Origin of the sequence: Rhizobium sp. Root491 (genome assembly GCF_001427205.1) — a bacterium.
Taxonomy (GTDB): domain Bacteria; phylum Pseudomonadota; class Alphaproteobacteria; order Rhizobiales; family Rhizobiaceae; genus Agrobacterium; species Agrobacterium tumefaciens.
The window spans coordinates 154349-173335 of record NZ_LMFF01000003.1 but is presented as its reverse complement, the minus strand read 5'-3'; the positions used below and the strand labels follow the sequence as shown (position 1 = coordinate 173335).

15 protein-coding genes and 3 pseudogenes are annotated in these 18987 nt (G+C 56.1%); 11 read left to right on the top strand and 7 right to left on the bottom strand.

The window, feature by feature from the left end:
• Complete coding sequence (locus ASD46_RS08390) at positions 1-726, bottom strand: DUF6602 domain-containing protein (RefSeq protein ID WP_060641997.1); 726 nt, start codon at positions 724-726, stop codon at positions 1-3.
• A complete protein-coding gene (locus ASD46_RS08385; RefSeq protein WP_060641996.1) occupies positions 723-1478 on the bottom strand; it encodes a hypothetical protein in 756 nt (251 codons plus the stop codon). Before ASD46_RS08385 ends, ASD46_RS08390 begins: the two co-directional genes overlap by 4 nt.
• Before the next feature lie 332 nt (positions 1479-1810).
• Here ASD46_RS08385 and ASD46_RS08380 point away from each other — a divergent pair, with 332 nt between their 5' ends.
• Positions 1811-5068 carry an NERD domain-containing protein gene (locus ASD46_RS08380; RefSeq protein ID WP_060641995.1) on the top strand — a complete coding sequence of 1086 codons (3258 nt, stop codon included), beginning with the start codon at positions 1811-1813 and terminating at the stop codon, positions 5066-5068.
• A 152-nt stretch (positions 5069-5220) separates the two neighbouring features.
• Here ASD46_RS08380 and ASD46_RS08375 read toward each other — a convergent pair whose 3' ends face one another.
• On the bottom strand, positions 5221-6351 hold the full coding sequence (locus ASD46_RS08375) for an RHE_PE00001 family protein (protein ID WP_060641994.1): 1131 nt from the start codon (positions 6349-6351) through the stop codon (positions 5221-5223).
• A 190-nt stretch (positions 6352-6541) separates the two neighbouring features.
• On the opposite strand from ASD46_RS08375, the gene ASD46_RS08370 reads away from it, so the two are divergent.
• The 4 genes and pseudogenes from ASD46_RS08370 (at position 6542) to ASD46_RS26975 (ending at position 8954) form a co-directional block, all read left to right on the top strand.
• Entirely contained in the window at positions 6542-7690 is a 1149-nt protein-coding gene (locus ASD46_RS08370) for a site-specific integrase (protein ID WP_060642086.1), read from the top strand.
• Between the two features lie 145 nt (positions 7691-7835).
• Positions 7836-8078, top strand: a pseudogene (locus ASD46_RS27685) (prevent-host-death protein); the annotation flags it as partial.
• A gap of 8 nt (positions 8079-8086) precedes the next feature.
• Positions 8087-8478: pseudogene (locus ASD46_RS26350) on the top strand (PIN domain-containing protein).
• Positions 8479-8660: 182 nt separating this feature from the next.
• Positions 8661-8954 (top strand): hypothetical protein, encoded by a 294-nt coding sequence (locus tag ASD46_RS26975; RefSeq protein ID WP_060641993.1) that lies wholly within the window; start codon positions 8661-8663, stop codon positions 8952-8954.
• A 399-nt stretch (positions 8955-9353) separates the two neighbouring features.
• On the opposite strand, the gene ASD46_RS26340 is transcribed toward ASD46_RS26975, so the two are convergent.
• The 3 genes and pseudogenes from ASD46_RS26340 to ASD46_RS08350 all read right to left on the bottom strand — a co-directional run bounded on the left by ASD46_RS26340 (position 9354) and on the right by ASD46_RS08350 (position 12391).
• Positions 9354-9614, bottom strand: a complete 261-nt coding sequence (locus ASD46_RS26340) for a hypothetical protein (protein ID WP_323455097.1) — start codon at positions 9612-9614, stop codon at positions 9354-9356.
• A gap of 1228 nt (positions 9615-10842) precedes the next feature.
• Positions 10843-11660: pseudogene (locus ASD46_RS08355) on the bottom strand (sugar phosphate isomerase/epimerase family protein).
• Positions 11657-12391, bottom strand: a complete 735-nt coding sequence (locus ASD46_RS08350) for a GntR family transcriptional regulator (RefSeq protein WP_025591811.1) — start codon at positions 12389-12391, stop codon at positions 11657-11659. Before ASD46_RS08350 ends, ASD46_RS08355 begins: the two are co-directional and overlap by 4 nt.
• Positions 12392-12629: 238 nt before the next feature.
• Between ASD46_RS08350 and ASD46_RS08345 the strand changes: the two genes are divergently transcribed.
• From ASD46_RS08345 to ASD46_RS26965, 6 genes are all read left to right on the top strand, one after another.
• Complete coding sequence (locus tag ASD46_RS08345) at positions 12630-13523, top strand: intradiol ring-cleavage dioxygenase (protein ID WP_060641992.1); 894 nt, start codon at positions 12630-12632, stop codon at positions 13521-13523.
• Between the two features lie 19 nt (positions 13524-13542).
• Entirely contained in the window at positions 13543-14325 is a 783-nt protein-coding gene (hpaH, locus tag ASD46_RS08340) for a 2-oxo-hept-4-ene-1,7-dioate hydratase (RefSeq protein ID WP_013637040.1), read from the top strand.
• A 7-nt stretch (positions 14326-14332) separates the two neighbouring features.
• A complete protein-coding gene (gene hpaI, locus ASD46_RS08335; protein ID WP_060641991.1) occupies positions 14333-15103 on the top strand; it encodes a 4-hydroxy-2-oxoheptanedioate aldolase in 771 nt (256 codons plus the stop codon).
• A gap of 370 nt (positions 15104-15473) precedes the next feature.
• Entirely contained in the window at positions 15474-15614 is a 141-nt protein-coding gene (locus ASD46_RS27445; RefSeq protein WP_003518781.1) for a hypothetical protein, read from the top strand.
• Between the two features lie 592 nt (positions 15615-16206).
• Positions 16207-17316, top strand: coding sequence for a Fic family protein (locus ASD46_RS08330; RefSeq protein ID WP_060641990.1), 1110 nt, complete (start codon positions 16207-16209; stop codon positions 17314-17316).
• A gap of 50 nt (positions 17317-17366) precedes the next feature.
• Positions 17367-17822 (top strand): hypothetical protein, encoded by a 456-nt coding sequence (locus ASD46_RS26965; RefSeq protein ID WP_060641989.1) that lies wholly within the window; start codon positions 17367-17369, stop codon positions 17820-17822.
• A 350-nt stretch (positions 17823-18172) separates the two neighbouring features.
• On the opposite strand, the gene ASD46_RS08320 is transcribed toward ASD46_RS26965, so the two are convergent.
• Positions 18173-18925, bottom strand: a complete 753-nt coding sequence (locus tag ASD46_RS08320) for an SDR family oxidoreductase (protein ID WP_060641988.1) — start codon at positions 18923-18925, stop codon at positions 18173-18175.
• Between the last annotated feature and the right edge of the window lie 62 nt (positions 18926-18987).

Genomic DNA, 18987 nt, shown 5'->3' with positions numbered 1-18987 from the left:
CTAGTGATCCGCGAGCCAGCGTGCATAAGCCCGCACGTCGATCATCGGCACGGTTCCAATCTCCTGCAGCCGGGCGATCAGCTCCAATAGAAAACCGGTGACGGATTTCCCGTTGAGCGACACCGCCGTAACGCCGTCGCCGTTGCGGCCGAACCAGCCGTGCGCCGCCACGCACCCAATGTCGAGCAGACTTTCATCCGGCGCGCTGTCGAGCAGGTCCGTCATGGTTTTGCCCATCGGCGGGCTCCACTCGCTTTCAAACGTCAGGATGCCGCAGAGAATCCAGTGCGGCTTCTTGGGCTCCGACTTCCCGCCGAGCCACGTCACCGCCAGGCTGGTGCGGTCGAGCTTGCGGACACTCGCCGCCTTGTCGCGGGCATAGCCCACATAAGTCGCGTTAAGCGTCTGCTTGGCCTCGAATACGGCATAGACGCTTTCGGCCGGAATGATTTTGATGCCGTGCATTTCGAAAATCAGCGGCGTGTATTGCCGGTCGTAAATGACGACATCGATCTGCTGGCTGAACGCGCCGTGATTATCGACCACATGGGCGGTCGCAACCTCGTATCGCTTCGGCAGATAGGTGTTCAGCAGTTCGACCCAGACGGCTTCGCTGGCGTCGCCTTTCGTGCCCGGATGGGCGAAAGACTTGCGCGCCCGGTTCAGGTCCTCCTGCACCTTGTCATGCAGCCCGGCCAGTAATTCTTGCAGCGACCACCCACTCATCTGACAAACTGCTCCCAGCTACCGTTAAGCGCCTGCCCCGCGGCAGCGCTGATCCTTTGTTTTTCCGCAGCCGTCAGATCGTCCGAAATCACGTTGTTGGTGTTGGCCGGATCGACAAACCGCGCATTCGCAAATGTGTCGCGCAGATAGGTGAGGCACGCGACGATCCGATCGCTCAAAGTCGGGTAATTCGTATTGCTCAGCGCCACGATGACGGCCAGCTCAACGTAGAAGGACGGAAAATCCAGCCCTTTCTGGTCTCGCCACAGCTTGATGAGGCGCGACTCCTGCTGCCGGGCGCCCGCCCAGACAGTCGTGATATGCGTCTGGACGTTGGTTTTGGTCCAGGTGCTGGCCTTGCGCCGATAAAGGCTGTGATCGTTCGACAAGGCGTTCTGCCGCTTGGCCGGGACCAGGTCCACGTCGTAGCCGCCGACCCTGATGTTTATGGAAACGTTCTGTCGTTTCGGCGCGTGTCCCGCCCCTGCGAGCTTGGCGAACAGCTTGTCGTATATCTCCTGGAGCGTATCAGGCGTGTTCTCCGACAGCGAGATGAACAGGTCGATATCAGTGCCGCTGTGGTTGGCTGTTCCCTTGGAAAATGATCCACTCGGGCTAATCGAAATCAGGTTGCCGTTCGCCCACTCGCCAACCAGCGGCGCCAGAATCCCCTGAACACCCCGCACCGGCGAATATGGCCCGATATCGACGGCCTCGCGGGCCAATATTCCCTGCAAATAAGCGTCGCTCATGCGTGTGGGTCAGTTCCTTCAAGATGGGCGAGTGTAACGTCACATTTTACACACCATCTCGCAAGAAGCCTGTTCGCGGCCGGTTATAGATCAAGACAGTTGGACGATTCGAACCGACGCCCCAAAAGCCCGTCTGCGATCGATGAGTGCGCCGAATACATCCGCCCAGTGTTGCCGAATAAATTCTTCTGCCGCTGATATTACTGATGGTATGCAGGCCCACGATTCAGCTTCGTCCGTGACGCCAGGGCGGAGCTTTTCACGATTCCGGCGCTAGCCCGTCCAGATCGGCGTTGGTGCGGGCGAGCTAAAACTTTGCTAGAATAAACCGCATGAGTCATAATGAATATTTGGACGTTTTTATAGGCGACCCAATCGCGCACCGCTCAGAAGTAGAGCTTCTCCGAGCTTTGAGTAAATTCTCCGACGAACACAAACAGCCACTTCTGGTGTTCGCCAATTTTGAGCTTTCCGGGCGGCAGTTCGACTTCGTAGTCATCACAGCTACCCGCGTTGTCGTCGCCGAGGTCAAGTCAAGTTCCTTTCCTGTGCGCGGCTGTATCGAGGGCATGTGGGAGTACGCGACGGCCGATGGCGGTTGGACAACCGTCGCCAATGGCTACAAGCAGGCTCTCCGGCAGAAGAACATCCTTCGCGACGCCATGGGGCGCTTGCCGAAGGAATTTCATCCCGAGGCACACGTTGTTTTCAGCGAGGATATTCCTGAAGGCTCCAATCTCACGCCTGGAAACTTCAAGGTGCATGTTGGCGGTTTGGCGGACTTTCTTACAGCCCTTTCTCGGGAGGATGGTAACCCTTGGTCTCTTGAGGAGTGGAGGCAATGGGCTGAACGTCAGCGCCTCAGGCGAGTGCCAATGATCGAGGCATTCGACAATGCGCCGGCCGAGCTCATGGGGCGGTATCGTGAAGCTCTTGTTAGGGACTATCAGCCGCAGGCAGATGGCTGGATCGCCGCCAGCGATGAGCAACGTGATGCCATTGGGTTCGCGCTGGTTGGGGGAAATGCGGGAGCATTCGTGACAGGCCCTTCGGGATGCGGAAAAACCCTGATGGCGAAGGCCGCGTCTGTACATCTCTCGCGGGATGGTGCGGTAGTCTTGTTTGTGCAGGCGAAAGACATTTCGGAATCGCTTGCCGATGCCCTGAAAACCGAAATTGCACTCGTTGCCGATATCCCTCTGGCCTCGTTGCTGAAAGCTGTCCGGCAGACGTCCGCGCGTGCGTGCATCTTTCTTGACGGCTTAAACGAGCTGCCCGGTACCGTCGTTGAAAAGACGCTTCGCGGATTGAAAATCCTTGCCAGGAGATACGGAGCACAGTTGGTCGTCACCAGCCAGGGCAAAAGACCGACCATTCTCGAAGGATTGGCACTCATCGCGGTGAGTGAACCGGATGATGCCCTGAAAAATAGAATTGCGACATCCGCAGCGGCATCCTCTCTCTCTGCTGAGGCGAAGAAGGTTCTCACAGGGGTGCGAAGCGGCCTCGAGGCGAGAATGGTGGCCGAACTTCAAGGAGAGCTTGGTCTTGATGCGACAAGAAGCACTCTTGTTGATCAGATCATCCGCAAACGCTTGGGAGAGAAAGCGAGAACCTGCTACGCCGGTCTGAGATCCTTTGCCCTTCAGCTCTTTGGGCAGTTCTCTTATTCGATGACCGAGACGGCATTCGACGACATTATGATCGCGAATGGTCTTGGCGATGAACAGTGCGAGACAATGCTCTCATCTGGCCTGCTTGAACGCCGCGCCGGCCGCATCTCTTTCTTTCACGAGATGTTCCTGTTTGGCTGCGCTGCGCAGGCCTACGCTCAGCTTGCCCGTTCGGGAACAGGTGCAGTGTCCCAAGCGCTAAACACCGCCTTTGCCGAAGCCCTTGCACCGGATGTTTTGGCGGCAGTCGACGACGAGACAACAGCCTGTGAAATCCTGGGCTCCCTGACGAGCGCTGATATTTTAGCGAAATGCGCTATGGGCGAGTCCGGCCCAGTCGCCAGGTCGGCATCCCAAAAAATTCTAGCCCAAGCGGCATCCCAGATACTTTTCGATATCGAAAACCTGCGATTGGCGCTTCGTGTGACCGAGGACAAGGTCAGTGTCGAGTGGGAGCAACTGCCGGACTACAGCAAAGAAGAGATCGCCCAGTTTTGCGGTTTGGGCGTTGCCGCAAAGTTCGGCGTTATGGTCGAGGAGTACCTGAGGCTATGCCGAGCAATGGACGCTCGGCTCCTGTGGGATCGAAAGCGGTTAGATGATGATGCCCGGCGGTACAATGTCGGGCTTCGAAGTGTCAGCTTTGGGCTTGCGTATCTCGGCCTGTATTCCGGCTGGAAATCGAGTTTCCGGCTCATGGTTGGAGCGGCGCAATCGTTTTGGGAGGACGTTGGACCAAGCGATGTGATGCGCTCCAAACATTTGATGGATTTGACATCAGGCGAACTGCATTTCGTCGTTGAACATAGGCAGTCTTTGTATGCCGGACATGAATCGTCGTTCTGCGAGGAACTCGCAGAGGTGATTACGGCGAGGTTTCGGCGCGAGCCGTATCATGTACAGCTTGCCATCCTGCATGCCGCCGGTTTTGTGCGCCGCGCTTCAGACGAGGCGCTTGCCACTCTCACCGAAGCGATACAGCAACTTGAGCCGAATGATTTTCACATCTTTATCAGCACCGGCATTATCGAGGCATTGAAGCTTCTGGGTGCTCTCGATGAGGAAGCGGAAGAGGCACGAGAAGGGATAAAAGACCAGCTACGCGCGGCGCTGGACGGCGAGGATGAAGAAGATATCTTTGAGCAGGCACTGTCGGTCTACATCGCCCAGTTCGATCATCCGTTCGACGGCATTTATTGCGAAGAGATCAACGGCCTTTCGGATATCGAGAAGAAGCGACTGGTAACCCGCGCTTTTCAGGCCGATAGCGTTCGCCGCTCCATGTCGTTGAAATGGCTTGCGACCGCAGTGGCAGATGAAGATGACCCTTCGAGTGCGCCACTTTTCATTCGCTATGCGCGCTATCCGGAAATTAATCCGCACTGGCAGGACGAAATCGCGGTTTTTGTTCTAGCGACGAGGTTCCTGGCGAGACATGGAGTCGAATTGCCTGAAACGCCCACGGATGACGATCGCCAGCGATGTTTCGTACGCCTCCGTGACATCGTAAGGTATGTTGAAATTCGTTCGGAGGCTGCCTTATCTGGTGCAGCTGCTGCCTGGGAAGCGTTGCTGCTTATACCTGCTCCGATCGTTATTAGTTGTCTACATGACGTCATTCTGGAGGGGCTTGAGCAGCGCTCGCCGATGTCTGAGTCAAGAAGCTATGGTTCGGTCGAAATTTCTCGACTTTTTCAGCCGGAATTGCTGAAAATTGCACGGCAGTTCCTGCCTCAGGGCACACCTGCTTTAGACAGCCACGGCGGCAAAGATGAGCGCGCCACAGCATGGGCAGTCAGCCTCGTCGGGCAGCTGGGCGACAGGAGCGATTTGGGAATGCTGCGAATTCTCCTTACTCAACCGGACTTCGCGCGATCGGCGACTGCTGCTATTCGCCAGATCGAAATGCGCTGCTAGACTTCTGGCCTTACCACTCGGTGCATTACGCTGTCCGTGACACGCGCGACGCGTGCAACAACACTATGGGCGGTTCCTTCCGCAAGTTAAGGCGCCACTTGGCTGCGCGCACTTTCGACCAAATCAGGAAGGGGTGTGAAAGCCGTTCAGGCCTAGAAGATCCCCCACGCCCGAAACCTCCCCCTCCCCGTCATCTCCCGCAGGCCCAGCTCCAAAACAATCCGCCGCGCCGCCTGCGGCGTGACCTCGAGCGTCGTTGCGACCATCTTAGCCGACACCAATGGCTTCGCCATCACCAGCTCGATCAGTTCCGGCAATTTTGAAGACGTCCGCCGCCCCTCCAGTTTACGGTCCATCATCGTTTTCGCGAGCGTCAATCGGTCATGTTCCTTCAGCCCGATCTCGGCGGCCGCCAAAAGCCCGTGCGCTATCGCGAGCAGTCGGGTCTCCCGTTCGCGATGCCGGCGCCGATCGACGGGAATGGTTTTGAGGCCGAGATTGATCGCCGCCAGATGCGCCCCGCTGGTGATGCCGGCCTGGCGCAGGATCGACGCGGCCAGCAGCCGGCCGAGCCAGGGCGCGTGCTGCAGCACCGACAATTCGTTCCAGGCATCGAGGGCGACGATCGCCTGCAGCACCGCCGGCAGACTTTCGATCTGGCGCAACACAGCGCGCCATTCGTCGAGCCGGGCATCCTCGTCCCAGTCGAGATCATAGACCAGCGGATCGGCCGGAGCCCGGCCGGGCTTTCTTGCCTGCTCGATGGCCGCCTCCGAACGGGCGAGCAGCGCATCAATGGCGGCATAGTCGACGCCGGGAAGCCCTTCAGCTTCATTGATGTCTTTCCCCTCACCTTCTAAATCGTCCCTGACCGCGGGCCGAACGACGACGGCCGGCTCCACTGCATCAGGGTCGACCGGATTGATGTCCGACGTCTGTCGCAGCGTCCGAATACCGTCGGCCGACAGCGCCCAGTCCGGTGACTGGGCAGCGACGCGTCGGCGGGTCCGCAGGACGTCGCGAGCGATTGTCAGCTCATGGGTCGGTGTGCGAATATCCCGGGTGGCGTCATGGAGGACCAGGTCTTCGAGATGGACGAGTTCGCCGTCGATCCACAGCGAGGCGCAGGCATCGGTAAATTGGGTGCGTTCGAGGAAGCCCTGGCCGACCGGCGAACGGGCGATACGCTCGTCGAGACGGGTGAGCGCGATTGCCGCGTCGAAAGCCGGTCGCATCAGAGCTGTCATGCTGATTTTCGCGAGATCGTAAGCCATTGAAATCATGGTAAATGATTTGTTAAAGGAACTCTATAATAATATTACAGTTCCTCACACGGTATAATTGATAGTTGGTGCTCTAACCATCGATAAGTACCTCTTATCGATGGTAGTTGATTTCGCGGCGCAAATCGAGGAAAATCGGGGCAAATCACGGTGCCAGCGGCTGCCGAAACCCGCGATTCTGGAGCCTATCGTGCCTAAAGCGAAGACATCACACACGTCCGTCGAGCGCCGCGCCGAGGAGCTCGATACCATCGCGTCCGTTTTGCCGCTCGAACGCCGCGACGAGCTTGCCGAGCTGTTGACCGATGATGACATCGAGACGCTGCGGCATCTTGTTAATCAGGGAATGGGCGACAATACGCTGAGGGCCCTGACGTCTGATCTTGCCTACCTGCAGGCCTGGGGTCTCGCTGCCACCGGACAGTCCCTGCCCTGGCCGGCGCCCGAGGCGTTGCTGCTCAAATTCGTAGCCCATCATCTGTGGGATCCAGAAAAGCGCGCAAGTGACCCCAACCACGGCATGCCCGATGATGTCGACAAAAATCTAAGGCGTCAGGGTTTCCTGAAATCCGTCGGCCCGCACGCGCCTGACACGGTGCGGCGCCGGCTGGCCAGCTGGTCGACATTGAGTAAGTGGCGCGGCCTTTCGGGTGCCTTCGCCTCCCCTGCTCTTAAGTCAGCCATTCGTCTGGCAGTGCGCGCCGTTCCGCGAACCCGTGCGCGCAAGAGCGCAAAGGCCGTCACTGGCGACGTTCTGGCAAAGCTGCTGGCGACGTGCGAGTCAGACAGCCTGCGCGATCTACGCGACAAAGCAATCCTGATGGTCGCCTTTGCTTCCGGCGGCCGTCGACGCAGCGAGATCGCCAGGCTACGCGTCGAGCAGCTGACAGTCGAGCCACCGATCGAGGTGAACGACGGTCCTCCCCTCCCCTCACTTGCCATCCATCTTGGTCGAACCAAAACGACGACAGGCGAGCAGGACGATGTCGTCTATCTCACAGGCCGACCTATCGAGGCGCTGAACGCCTGGCTGGCGGCCGCAAAGATCGAAAAGGGCAGCGTGTTTCGGGGAATTGGGCGATGGGGCACCGTTTCACGGCGTGCGCTCGATCCGCAGTCGGTCAATGCGATCCTGAAGCAGCGGGCACAGATGGCCGGGCTAGACAGTGGGGAGTTTTCGGCGCACGGGTTACGATCGGGATATTTGACGGAGGCCGCCAATCGCGGAATTCCCCTTCTCGAGGCGATGGAGCAGTCCAGACACCGGTCGATGCAGCAGGCTTCCAGCTACTATAACAACGCCACACGGCGAAGCGGACGTGCGGCATGCATTCTGTAATGGCGCTCATGTGTAGCATCAGACGCCCCGGCTTTTGGGAACTGGTTGCACAGTCAATCGGTCTCGTTGACGACATAGGCAGGGTCGGAAAACCTGCTTCTCTGACGTTCTCCAAAGGCTGGCATGGCCTCCTCTGCCTCAGTCGATGATCGATACGTGCAGAAGCAAGGCAGCCTTCACCAGAGACGATCAAAGAGAGTGCGCCCAGTTGGCGCCTCAGACGATTACCCGCAAGGGAAAACCGAGCTTGGTTGTTGTTTCTGCAGAAGAGCGGCTGACGAAAACTACTCACAGGGGATCGCTTGAGGAATTTCTGTCGGCATCACCCCTATGCGGCGCCGACTTGGATACCGAGAGACAAGACGACGAGCCCCGTGACCTGTCCTTGAGAGACTTCTGCTCGATACGAATGTTCTGTCGGAAGTTACAGAGCCTCGCCCTGATGAAGGGTGTCTGAAGCGCCTTCAGAGGCTGGACGTGGATCGAACCTTAATCAGCATCGTCTCTATTGCTGAAATTCGCCGCGGTGTCGCGCTGATGGATAACGGGAGGCGCCTTGGACGAATGGCTCACGAATAATCTGCCTCAACGCTTAAGAAAACAGGATTATTCCGGTGGCAGGTCATGTCGCCTTCGCCTGGGGCGATCTGATGACGCTCGCCAAGCGAAATGGTCGCGATGGCTTGATCGCTGCTACAGCCTTCGCTCACCCATTGACCCTTGCGACGCGAAACATCAAGGATTTAGAAGGCTTCGGAATACAAATCAGTGATCAGTGGGTGGACTGATCTGGCCGTTGCTTTTCGATTGAAAGGGCTGGACTGAATGCTCTCCTACAAAATGCTCAGGAATCACGCCGTAATTGCTGACCACACGCCCCTTATCTGGCTGTATGAAGTCATCCATCACGTGAATGAGCACTCGCGAATTGTGAAAGGCAAGCAAGGCTCGTTCCTTGGGTTGGCCCACGATGTATGCCGAGCATAAGAGCGGCAGCGTGAAATTATTCAGCCGCCTAAACATTTTTGAAGAAATCGGCGTCCGATATGGCGTTCGGATCCTCTGGCCTGTCCTTTGGCTGCAGCATAGGCTGTTGGGGCGATCTCTCGCGTTTCTCGACGATAGAGCTAAGAGCCAAACTATCACTTATGCGTTGGATGCCGTCATCGATGATGCGTTGCGCGAGGATCTTGGTACGCAGGCAGGTATATCATCGATCTCCGACAGCACCTTAGTCCAGCACAGCCTGCAGTATTTGAGATGATCGACCCAAGGGGATATTTTCTTCGTGGACGAAAGGGCAACGGAAGGCCGGCTTTGCGCTGCTCATTTCGAGTTTCGATCAGATCTGTGACCGCTTCTACCCAATTCCATTTAAGAACAGCGAAAAGAACCTGCTATCTTCAGGAAAATTTGCAGTCTGGAAAAAATCAGGAGCGGGATCCGACAAACGGTCTCTACCCTCGTGACCGCCCTCCTCTGCCGACAGGCAGAAATCTCTCTGCTGTCCCTCCAGATAAGCACGCTTTCTGAAGTTCTCCCCATTCCAATTTTAGTAGGTATTTCCGCTGCAGATGCCCCGCTACCAAGGGGAATATTTCGAGAGCAAATAATGGGCGCAGCGAGGATTCGATCGTTCTGGTGGTTCTGGTAGTCAAATTCCTCACTTGCCATGTGCTTGGGATATTCTGATGAGCTCCCTTGGCTGGCCAATAAGTCTTTCAAACGGCACAGATCGTCGAAGCGCGGCGTCCTTTTTCGGTCCATCGGCAATCCGATCGATACGTTCGCTAAACAAGTCTGTTTTTTGACCGTTCTTTTGCGCCGTCGTGTAGTTGGCGCCAAAGCTGATTATTGAGCGCACGCAAGTCGCTTTCTTGGCGGCAAAGGCTGCATCAACCTGACAAAAATGCAGCCTTTTCAAGAGAAGCGCCAGGAGCCAATCAACGCGGTGTAGACGGCTCCGGAAAAGGCTAGACTTCGTCGGACGTTTTCCTCGGCTAAACCCCGGTGCCCGGCCTCTAACAATTTTGCCCGGGTCAAAACTGGTTTAATACCATGCTAGGCTCGCTCCCTGGGGCCGGGACGGGCGACAAAGGCTTTCATGCGCCCTGAACCGCAAAGCCGGCTCGAAGCCGCAGCCAGCAGGACTGATCCGACAAGAGGCGACTTTTTGTCCGCTGATATCTGTGAACGGGCAGAATTGATCCGTACGGTACAAGCAGCGAAGGCGTGAGCGCATCATCGATGGTTTAGCGAGAGTTGACGTCCCAGGACCAATCGGAAAACCTTGTCAGCTGACAAGGTTTTTAAGACGCGGCTCTGGAAACTGATCGGCTCATCTCTTGAGGAAGCCCAGATACCAGATCATCAGTTGCCGCGACCGCTAAAGTTCGCCCAGCTACCAGCGTCAGCGGTTTACGACGCTCGCTATCGAAAACCTTGTCAGCTGACAAGGTTTGCAGTCCTGCATCAACTTCAAAGGTCAACAGTCATACCGACACCGGGGCAGGGGGCAGGGGGCAGGGGGCAGGGGGCAGGGGGCAGGGGGCNACAAGGTTTGCAGTCCTGCAGCAACTTCAAAGGTCAACAGTCATACCGACACCGGGGCAGGGGGCAGGGGGCAGGGGGCGGGGGGCAGGGGGCAGGGGGCAGGTTGATCTCATGCAAAACCGTCACCGCAACCCCGACGACCTACACCAAGCGACAATATCCACTTGAGCAGGGTAGGGACGTGGACAACCGGCATTCCTGATGCATTTACATCCGAGCCCGTAAGCTGCTGCAACAGACGGATTGGACTATGCTGTAACAGAATGTGCACTTCAGTGTGAGGATAACTTCTGCTGCTCGATCCCTCGACCCAAGGCCACCAACAGCGCGCGTGGGGGCGGAAACTATGAAATCTGACCGCCGAGGTAAAATGGACATGAATACGGGGAGGGGGCGAGGGGGCGAACAGGCTGCGACCACCATATTCTTCTAGGCCACTAACCTGATTTCGTAATTCGTTTAGCCTCCCGCCTAATGGCCGCCAAGTTCGATTGCCCAAACCCTGAACCAAAGCAAGGACTGGTGAACTGTCGTGGCGATCGGACGGCGAGCCATAGGGCGCCGCTGAGCGGGGCAGGGGGAGCCCGACAAAGGCTTCTTTAAAACTGTTCGGCTACCCGCTGAAGAATTTTCCGGGACTTCATATTGAGCGTTGTCAGATGAACCAGCGGATCGATGTCGCCAACCAATGGAACCTCTACCGATATCGTGGCATGGCCAGCAACTTTGTTTAGCAATTGGCTCAACCCCAATATGCCATCACCTGGCGCCAACCGTCCTGCCCGGGCCTCGGTCATCATGTTTTCTGGACGCTTGGGTGCCGGCCCCACTACGTCACAGAGTTGCACGTGCCGTACGATATCGGTTTTGATCTCGTCAATGTTTCCGCCATTTCGAAAAAAGTGAATGGCGTCGACCAAGACACCTGCATTGTCTTGGCCGGACGCCGTGACCAGCGCACCAGCCTTGCTGTAGGTGTTGATAGTGCGCCAACCCATGTTCTCAACGTCGACAGCCAGCCCATATCGTGCGGCAAGCTGGCAGAACTCCGTCAAATTGCCGATTAGCCGTTGCAGGTCGCCATCGTCGCCGCATGCGGACAGGCGCTTGGCTCCAATATCCGCGGCGGCGGCAACGATGTGTTCGACGAGGGCAGCGCTGAAATCCGGGCCAATAATGAAAAACTCGATATCAAAAACGTTAATGCCTTCGCTGTCGAGTAGAGTCGAAACTCCATTGCATCCCTGCTGCCCTGCGGTAGCTTGTAATAGGGTGCCCCAGGGAAAGCGGGATGCAGCCGAAGTCCTACGGAATTGAAGCCTGCGACTGCAGCATGCCTGACGAACTGCTGGGGCGGCAGTTGGATCGCAGAGAAATGGGCGATGCCGACGGGCGACTCTTTCACCGCATCGGTCATCGCACAACTCCGGTACGAGCCAAATGATCAAGCAGGTTAGCGCCGGTGCGATGGATGTGCTGACGAAGCTTGTCAGTCGCGTAATCGCTGTCTCTCGCCACAGCGCCCTGAGCGATTTCACTATGCTCCTGGCTGACATTTCGATCGCCTGAAGTCTGGGTCAGGAATTTTCTGCGATATCGATCATTTAGATTGAGTAGGGTCCTGCAGAACTGCAGGAGAAGCGGCTTTCCGCAGCCCGAAATAAGGGTTAGATGGAAGTCGCGATGCGCCATCTCCCAATATTCGAGAGTTTCCGGCTTGTTCGCATCGCGGTCGGCACGGTTGAGCTTGTGAAGCGCGCGCATGACATTGCTTTCCCACTCCGCGTCACCGAGCCTAATCGACTCTTTCAACGCGAAAACCTCCAACTCCTCGCGAAGGCTCGTAATCTCTTCCAGATTTGCCAGTGATACTGGCGCGACCCGGTAGCCGCGATTGTCTTCAAACTCTACCAGCCCGTCGGAAATCAAGCGCGCAAGCCCTTCGCGCAAGGGGCTGAGGCTCACATTGAATGACTGTCGCGCCTTGTCGAGATTGATCTTGCTGCCAGCCTCCAGCCCTCCCGAAATAATTGCTTCCCGCAGCCGGAATGCCAGTTGGCTTCCAATCGTATTCTTGCCGTCATCGGCAAAGTCACCATTTCCAGCTTGCTCGCTGGGTGCGTCGGGTGAGGCACTTTGTCGCTTCATAAAACCTCCCACGCGAATGTCGCGCTTGGTTGATGGGCGATATTATAAACGATTATTATTGTCAATGAATTTGGAGTTCTCCACCATAGTTTGACAGGACAATTCAGCATATAAGCGTCGATATCAGCTATTTATCTCACAATCTTGAAATTACAAAGAATCCTGACGCTGGGGGCGTTGATGAGCGCTTGACAGATAATCGATTATTTACGTATCACTCGAGCGTTGGGAGGTAACGATGGTGATTAAATCTGAAAGAGACTTAACGCCCGCCGTGATTGCGGCCATGGGCCAGACCTCTGATCCAAGGATGCGGGACATCCTGATGGCGCTGGTGAAACATCTCCATGCTTTCGTTCGCGAAGTGCGGCTGACCGAGGTGGAATTCCGTGAAGCGACTGCTATTCTCAACGAGATCGGCCAAATGCAAACCGACAGTCATAACGAATTTGTCCTCATGTCCGGCTCACTTGGCGTTTCGTCCCTTGTCTGCCTGCTCAATAACGGTGACAAGGGGCAAACAGAGACTTCACAGTCGCTTCTTGGACCATTTTGGCGCCTGAATTCTCCGAGAGTTGAAAACGGCGGCACGATCATCCGGTCCTACACGCCTGGTACCCCGCTTTTCGTCCATGCTCGTGTAATCGATCGCGAAGGCAATCCGATATCAGGTGCCGAAGTCGACGTCTGGCACGCATCCCCTGTCGGTCTTTATGAGAACCAGGATCCGGATCAGACGGAGATGAACTTGCGCGGCAAATTCACGACGGACGGGGAGGGACGTTTCTGGTTCCAGACAGTCAAGATGGTTGGTTATCCCATCCCCGTCGATGGAGTCGTCGGACGCATGCTCAAGGCTCAGGGCCGTCATCCTTATCGACCAGCACATTTGCACGCGCTGATCTTCAAGCGGGGTTACAAGACGCTGATTTCGCAGGTTTTCGATCCGAGCGATCCGAATATCGAATCCGACACTCAGTTTGGCGTGACTGCGGCACTCACCGGCGATTTCATTCGCCACGACGAACCGCATCCAACCAACCGAGACATTCAGGCGCCGTGGTTCTCGCTCGACTACACTTATGTCATGGAAGCAGGCGAGGCTCTTTTGCCGCGCCCGCCAATCAAGTAACGTTATTTGGAGCCGGATAATGATTACCGAGGAACAACGCCAGTCGGCAGCCAGGGCCATCCTGGAGGCCGAAACCACGCGGACTCCCATTGTCCAACCCAGCAAAACTTATCCCGAGCTCGAAATTGAGGATGCGTATCGCATTCAGGCGCTTTGGGCCGAGTTGCGTGTGTCGCGCGGCGCGCGGATTGTCGGCCACAAAATAGGTCTAACGTCTCGCGCCATGCAAATGGCATCCAAGATGACCGAGCCGGATTATGGGGTGATTCTGGATGATGCGCTCTACAATGATGGCGCGCAAATTAATGCGGATTTGTTCATCAAGCCACGCCTGGAAGTCGAGTTGGCGTTCGTAATGGGTGAAGACCTGGAAGGAGCGGGCACCCGTATCTATGACGTCATGCGCGCGACAGAGTTCATTCTGCCTGCGCTCGAGATCATCGATTACAGAACCGAAGTTCCGCGTGCGATTACCGACACAATCGCCGACAATGCAGCCTTCGGAGCAATCGTCGTGGGTGGGCGGGTGATCCGCCCGTTTGATATCGACATACGCTGGGTCGGAGCAACTCTGTCGAAAAACGGCATTATCGAAGAGTCCGGGGTTTCAGCCGCGATCATGGGTCATCCGGCCGCCGGCGTTGCATGGCTGGTCAACAAACTTCATGCCGTCGGCGGCGGCTTGAAAAAAGGTCAGATCGTCCTTGCGGGCTCATTTACGAGACCGGTCGACATCATAAAGGGCGATGTCATTCAGGCTGATTATGGGCCAGTTGGCTCAATCGGCGTCTCTTTTACGTGAGGTTGAGATGGATCTTCCAGTCAATAAATTTAAATCAAAACTGCAGGCCGGGCAAAGCCAGATAGGACTTTGGTGCGGGCTTCCAGGGAGCTACGCTGCCGAAATCGTGGCGCCAGCCGGGTTCGATTGGCTGTTGTTTGATACCGAACATTCCCCCAGCGACGTGCTGACCGTGCTGCCACAATTGCAGGCGATCGCCGCTTACGATGTCGCCCCGGTGGTGCGCCCAGCTGTCAACGATCCAGTGCTGATCAAGCGATTCCTAGATATTGGTGTACAATCTCTTCTAATCCCCTTTGTTCAAAATGCAGACGAAGCGAAATCCGCGGTGGAAGCAACCCGCTATCCACCGAAAGGAATTCGAGGCGTTTCGGCCCTTACGCGTGCCACACGTTTCGGCAGGGTAAAGAATTATGCCCAGCAGGCGGAGGGGGAGATTTGTGTTCTCGTTCAAGTCGAAACGCGGGAAGCTATTACTCATATCGAGGCCATGGCATCGGTCGAAGGGGTGGACGGGATATTTATCGGCCCGGCGGATCTCGCAGCCAGTTTCGGCTATCCGGGACAACCAGGCCACCCGGAAGTGGTCGAGGCGATTGAAAATACGATCGCATTACTCAAACGGCTCGGAAAGCCGGCAGGAATACTCACGCCTGACGAGAAATTCGCGGCACGTTGCATGGAATTGGGAACGCTGTTCACTGCCGTCGGTGTCGATGTCGCATTGCTGGCGCGCGGATCAGAAGCACTGGCGGCCAGGTTCTCGAAAAAGTTGTAGACATGCGAGCTTCCGGGCACGTCGTCACCGAACTTGCGCCTATGGGCGTGAACCGATTGGCATGTGAGAGCGATGCGGCCATCCGATCCAAACGCGTGCCAACTCGCATTCGAGGCCGAGACCGGTCCGACCGTATCGGTGTCAACAGTCTTTCCATCCGGCCTGATAGCCAGCATGCACCTGCGCGCGGCGGCGTGTCGCTCCTGATTGAGGAGCCCTGTATCACGTTAGCAGCCGGCACAAAGGAGGCGAGGCTGCGTCAAAAAGACCATGCCTGTCGATCTTGTAATTGAGTTGTTAAAGGAGCATTTCGGGTGTGTCCTATGCAAAAGCATAGACAATTCCAAGCAACAGACTGGAAGTACTCGAAATGGCTGACCTGGAATGGGTAGACTTTTTCCCAATAGTTTTCTTGCCGTTCAAAATTATCGTACTGGGCATTGGCATGTACTACGCCATCAAGTGGCATCACGATCAGGCTAAGAAAGATAACGAGGCCAAAGGAAACTGAGCGCCGACAGGTGTCAACTTGCTTCAATCCACATTGGTTTGGAAGCAGAATGGACTTTCTTCAAACCCGCCTCGACGAAACGTAAGGGGCGATTTGCGTAGCAGGAGATCGAGCATAGACCTCGCCTCACGCACCTGGCCCAATAGATTATCCGCAAGCCCTTATCAATGCATTTGTTTGACCAGCCCCGCCCGTAACAAGGTGGGGCTGAACTAATTTCTCTCGACCGGGCATCTCTGACGGTAAAGTCGAGGCACAGTTTGAGAAACGTAGCGGGTAAGCGCGGCTTAAAGCAGTGGCACGCAAGTCGTGAAGCTTACTTGCTCAGCGACTGCGCGATAAGATCGAGACGCCATCTTCGCACTTATTGAATCGGATAATCCGTCAGCTGCCATCATGGCCGACGAACGGATCGTTTTTGCAGCTCTTCGCTTGAGCGCCCGTTAACAAAATATGTTTAGGGAAAGTGGTTAGCTGTCGATCGCTGCCTCTTGTATGGAGAGCTGCAGATTGTGGTGCTGAGCGATAGACGGGCTTGCAATAGCTCATTTATGGCAATAATTATGAGTTATAGAGAGGGATTCTATAACTCATGGAATGGAACTGGCAAAACACTGATTGGCCAAACTTCAGGTGCAACACCGCAAGCCTGGTACCGCTGGAGCAGAAATTCCTGCAATCAGCCGGAGAGGTTATCGGTGCTGTCCGGCATTTCAACGAGGACGACAGCAACCAACTTCGCATTGAGTTGCTGAGCGACGAAGCGGTCAAGACCTCAGAGATTGAGGGGGAATTTCTGGACCGCGTGAGTGTCCAGTCGTCACTCCGCCGACAGTTCGGGCTAAACACTGATGATAGACAGATCCGCCCCCAAGAGCGGGGGATCGCCGAGATGATGGCAGATGTCTATCGAAGTTGGCATGGGCCGCTGCGTCATGAGGGACTGTTCCACTGGCATTCAATGCTGATGGCGGGAAACCAATATATTGAAACGGTTGGGGCTTACCGCACGCATGAAGACGCCATGCAGATCGTGTCAGGTCGATTGGACAAGCCCACCATCCACTACTTCGAGGCTCCCCCGTCGCGCCGAGTTGCCGCTGAGATGGAGACCTTCATCACATGGTTCAATCAATCAGGGCCAAATGGCCAATGCTCGCTTCAAGCTTTGACGCGTGCCGCAGTAGGCCATCTTTACTTTGAAAGCATACATCCGTTTGAGGATGGCAACGGCCGAATTGGACGCGCGCTCGCCGAGAAATCCCTGGCGCAAAACATAGGGCAGCCAAGCCTCATTTCACTCGCCTTCACAATCGAGAAACACCGGAAGGCCTATTACTCAGAGCTTGAGCGGCATCAGCGCACGCTCGATATCACCGACTGGGTCATTTTCTTTTCAGAAACTATCCTGGATGCTCAACGGGCGACGCTTGAGCGCATAGATTTCTTCATTCAGAAAGCAAAGTTCTATGATCGTTTTCGGGGCCAGCTAAACGATCGGCAGGAAAAAGTAGTCGCGCGCATCTTCAAGGAAGGCACGGCAGGCTTCAAGGGGGGGCTAAGTGCCGAAAACTACATTTCGATCACAGACACCTCCCGCGCTACAGCAACACGCGACCTTCAGCAGCTCGTGGAGATTGGCGCACTGACGCGTACGGGTGAACGCAGGCATACCCGGTACTCGCTGTCATTGCAGAAATAAATTGCCGCTAGTCCAGTGAACTCAACCAAAGTCATTATCTAGGTAACCGATTGTTCGATTCCGCTCTCATCAGGTTTTTCGGAAGGACGCCGGCCGGTAATATCCTTCTCACCGGAGATGCGCGGGGCGATCACATTCTCAACGGCCTCGAAAAGAGCGGTGCTGTCGCGACAGGTGCCGCCCACCACCTTCGCCTTCTCAAGGTCCAGCACTACGGCAGCGATAGAAACGTCACGAAAAACTACTTCGAACGCCTGCCTGCTGACATCTATCTGCTCTCGGCGAACGGCAAACATGGGAATCCGGACCAAGAGGTCCTGGCGGTGATCGTTGATGTCGCAAAGGCTGATCAACGCGAACCGCTCATAGTGGTCACTAACGAGGCGCCTTCGCTCGAATGGCTACGCGAGAATCGCTCTCCTTCGCAATTCGGTTATGAATTGGTCGTTCGAAAGCCAGCCAACCACGCTGTCGTGATCGATCTAGTTGCAGGTAGCGTAGCCTGACGTGCCGCCTTAGAAATGGTCAGCGGCGACTGCCAGATATCGGTCATGGCTCATAATCGGGCTCAGATGCAGAGAATAGCAAGCGTAATCTCCGCATCGCTACCGCACACTCATATTGACCGATAACGCGAGTTACATTTGATGTTTCGTTCCCGTGCCTAGAAATTTTGTGGCGATGAGAAAATAAAAACAAAGGCGTCCATGGTTCCTATCCTTTCAAGAGCTGCGGGAAGTGAGCATCATCTGGCGTCGCCGCTCCAGTGCTCCGCCAAGTCGTTAGCCGTCATACCCAGAGAGGCGTCAGGCGGCAGAGTAATGGTTCCTCCACCGCCCGGTCCACTGCCTAAAGGTCAGATAATACCCGCAGCGCGTGCCAATTCGACTGCATCTGGACCGGCAGGGAAGCGAAGCTGACCAGCGGTGTCCGCGACCGCGGCCCAGACCGCCTCGGCGACGTCGGTTTCCTTCGTTGTCAGTGCGGGCTTTGCGAAGGAGGCAAAGATTGGAGCTGCAAAATCGGCATAGGCTGGCGGGATCATGTCCTCGATGCGCACCGACGTGTTTTCGGTAAACCGCGTTGTGGGAGCGTAGCCTGGCTCGACCAGCTTGGTGCGAATACCAAAATAGCCGAGCTCGTGTGCCAACGATCCGGTGAATCCTTCAATCGCCTGCTTGCTGGCCTTGTAGGCAGCTGCAAGAGGCATGTCAGCCAAGGTGACGCTGGACGTCACGTTAATGATCGCGCCGGAACGGCGTTCGCGCATCTGCGGGATCACCGCTTGGGTCATGGCCATCAGGCCGAAGGTGTTGGTATCGAAGATCTTGCGAATATGCGACATGGACGTTGCTTCGAAAGCGCCGACAACGCCAATTCCGGCATTGTTGACCAGAACGTCGATCGGGCCGGCGGTCGCAACCGCGGCTGCGATGCTGTCAACGCTCGTGACATCCAGTGGCAGGATGCGAAGCGACGTCGAGCGCGGTAGGACATCCTCATGCGGCGTACGCATCGTGGCGATGACGTTCCAACCGTTTGCGAGGAAGTGACGAGCAGTCTCCAGGCCGTAGCCAGAGGAGCAGCCCGTAATTAGAATGGTTTTCATTGGAACCTCCAATTTGTTTTTAGGATGGTTCCTTTTAAATCTGAAAACCAAGACGAACCATA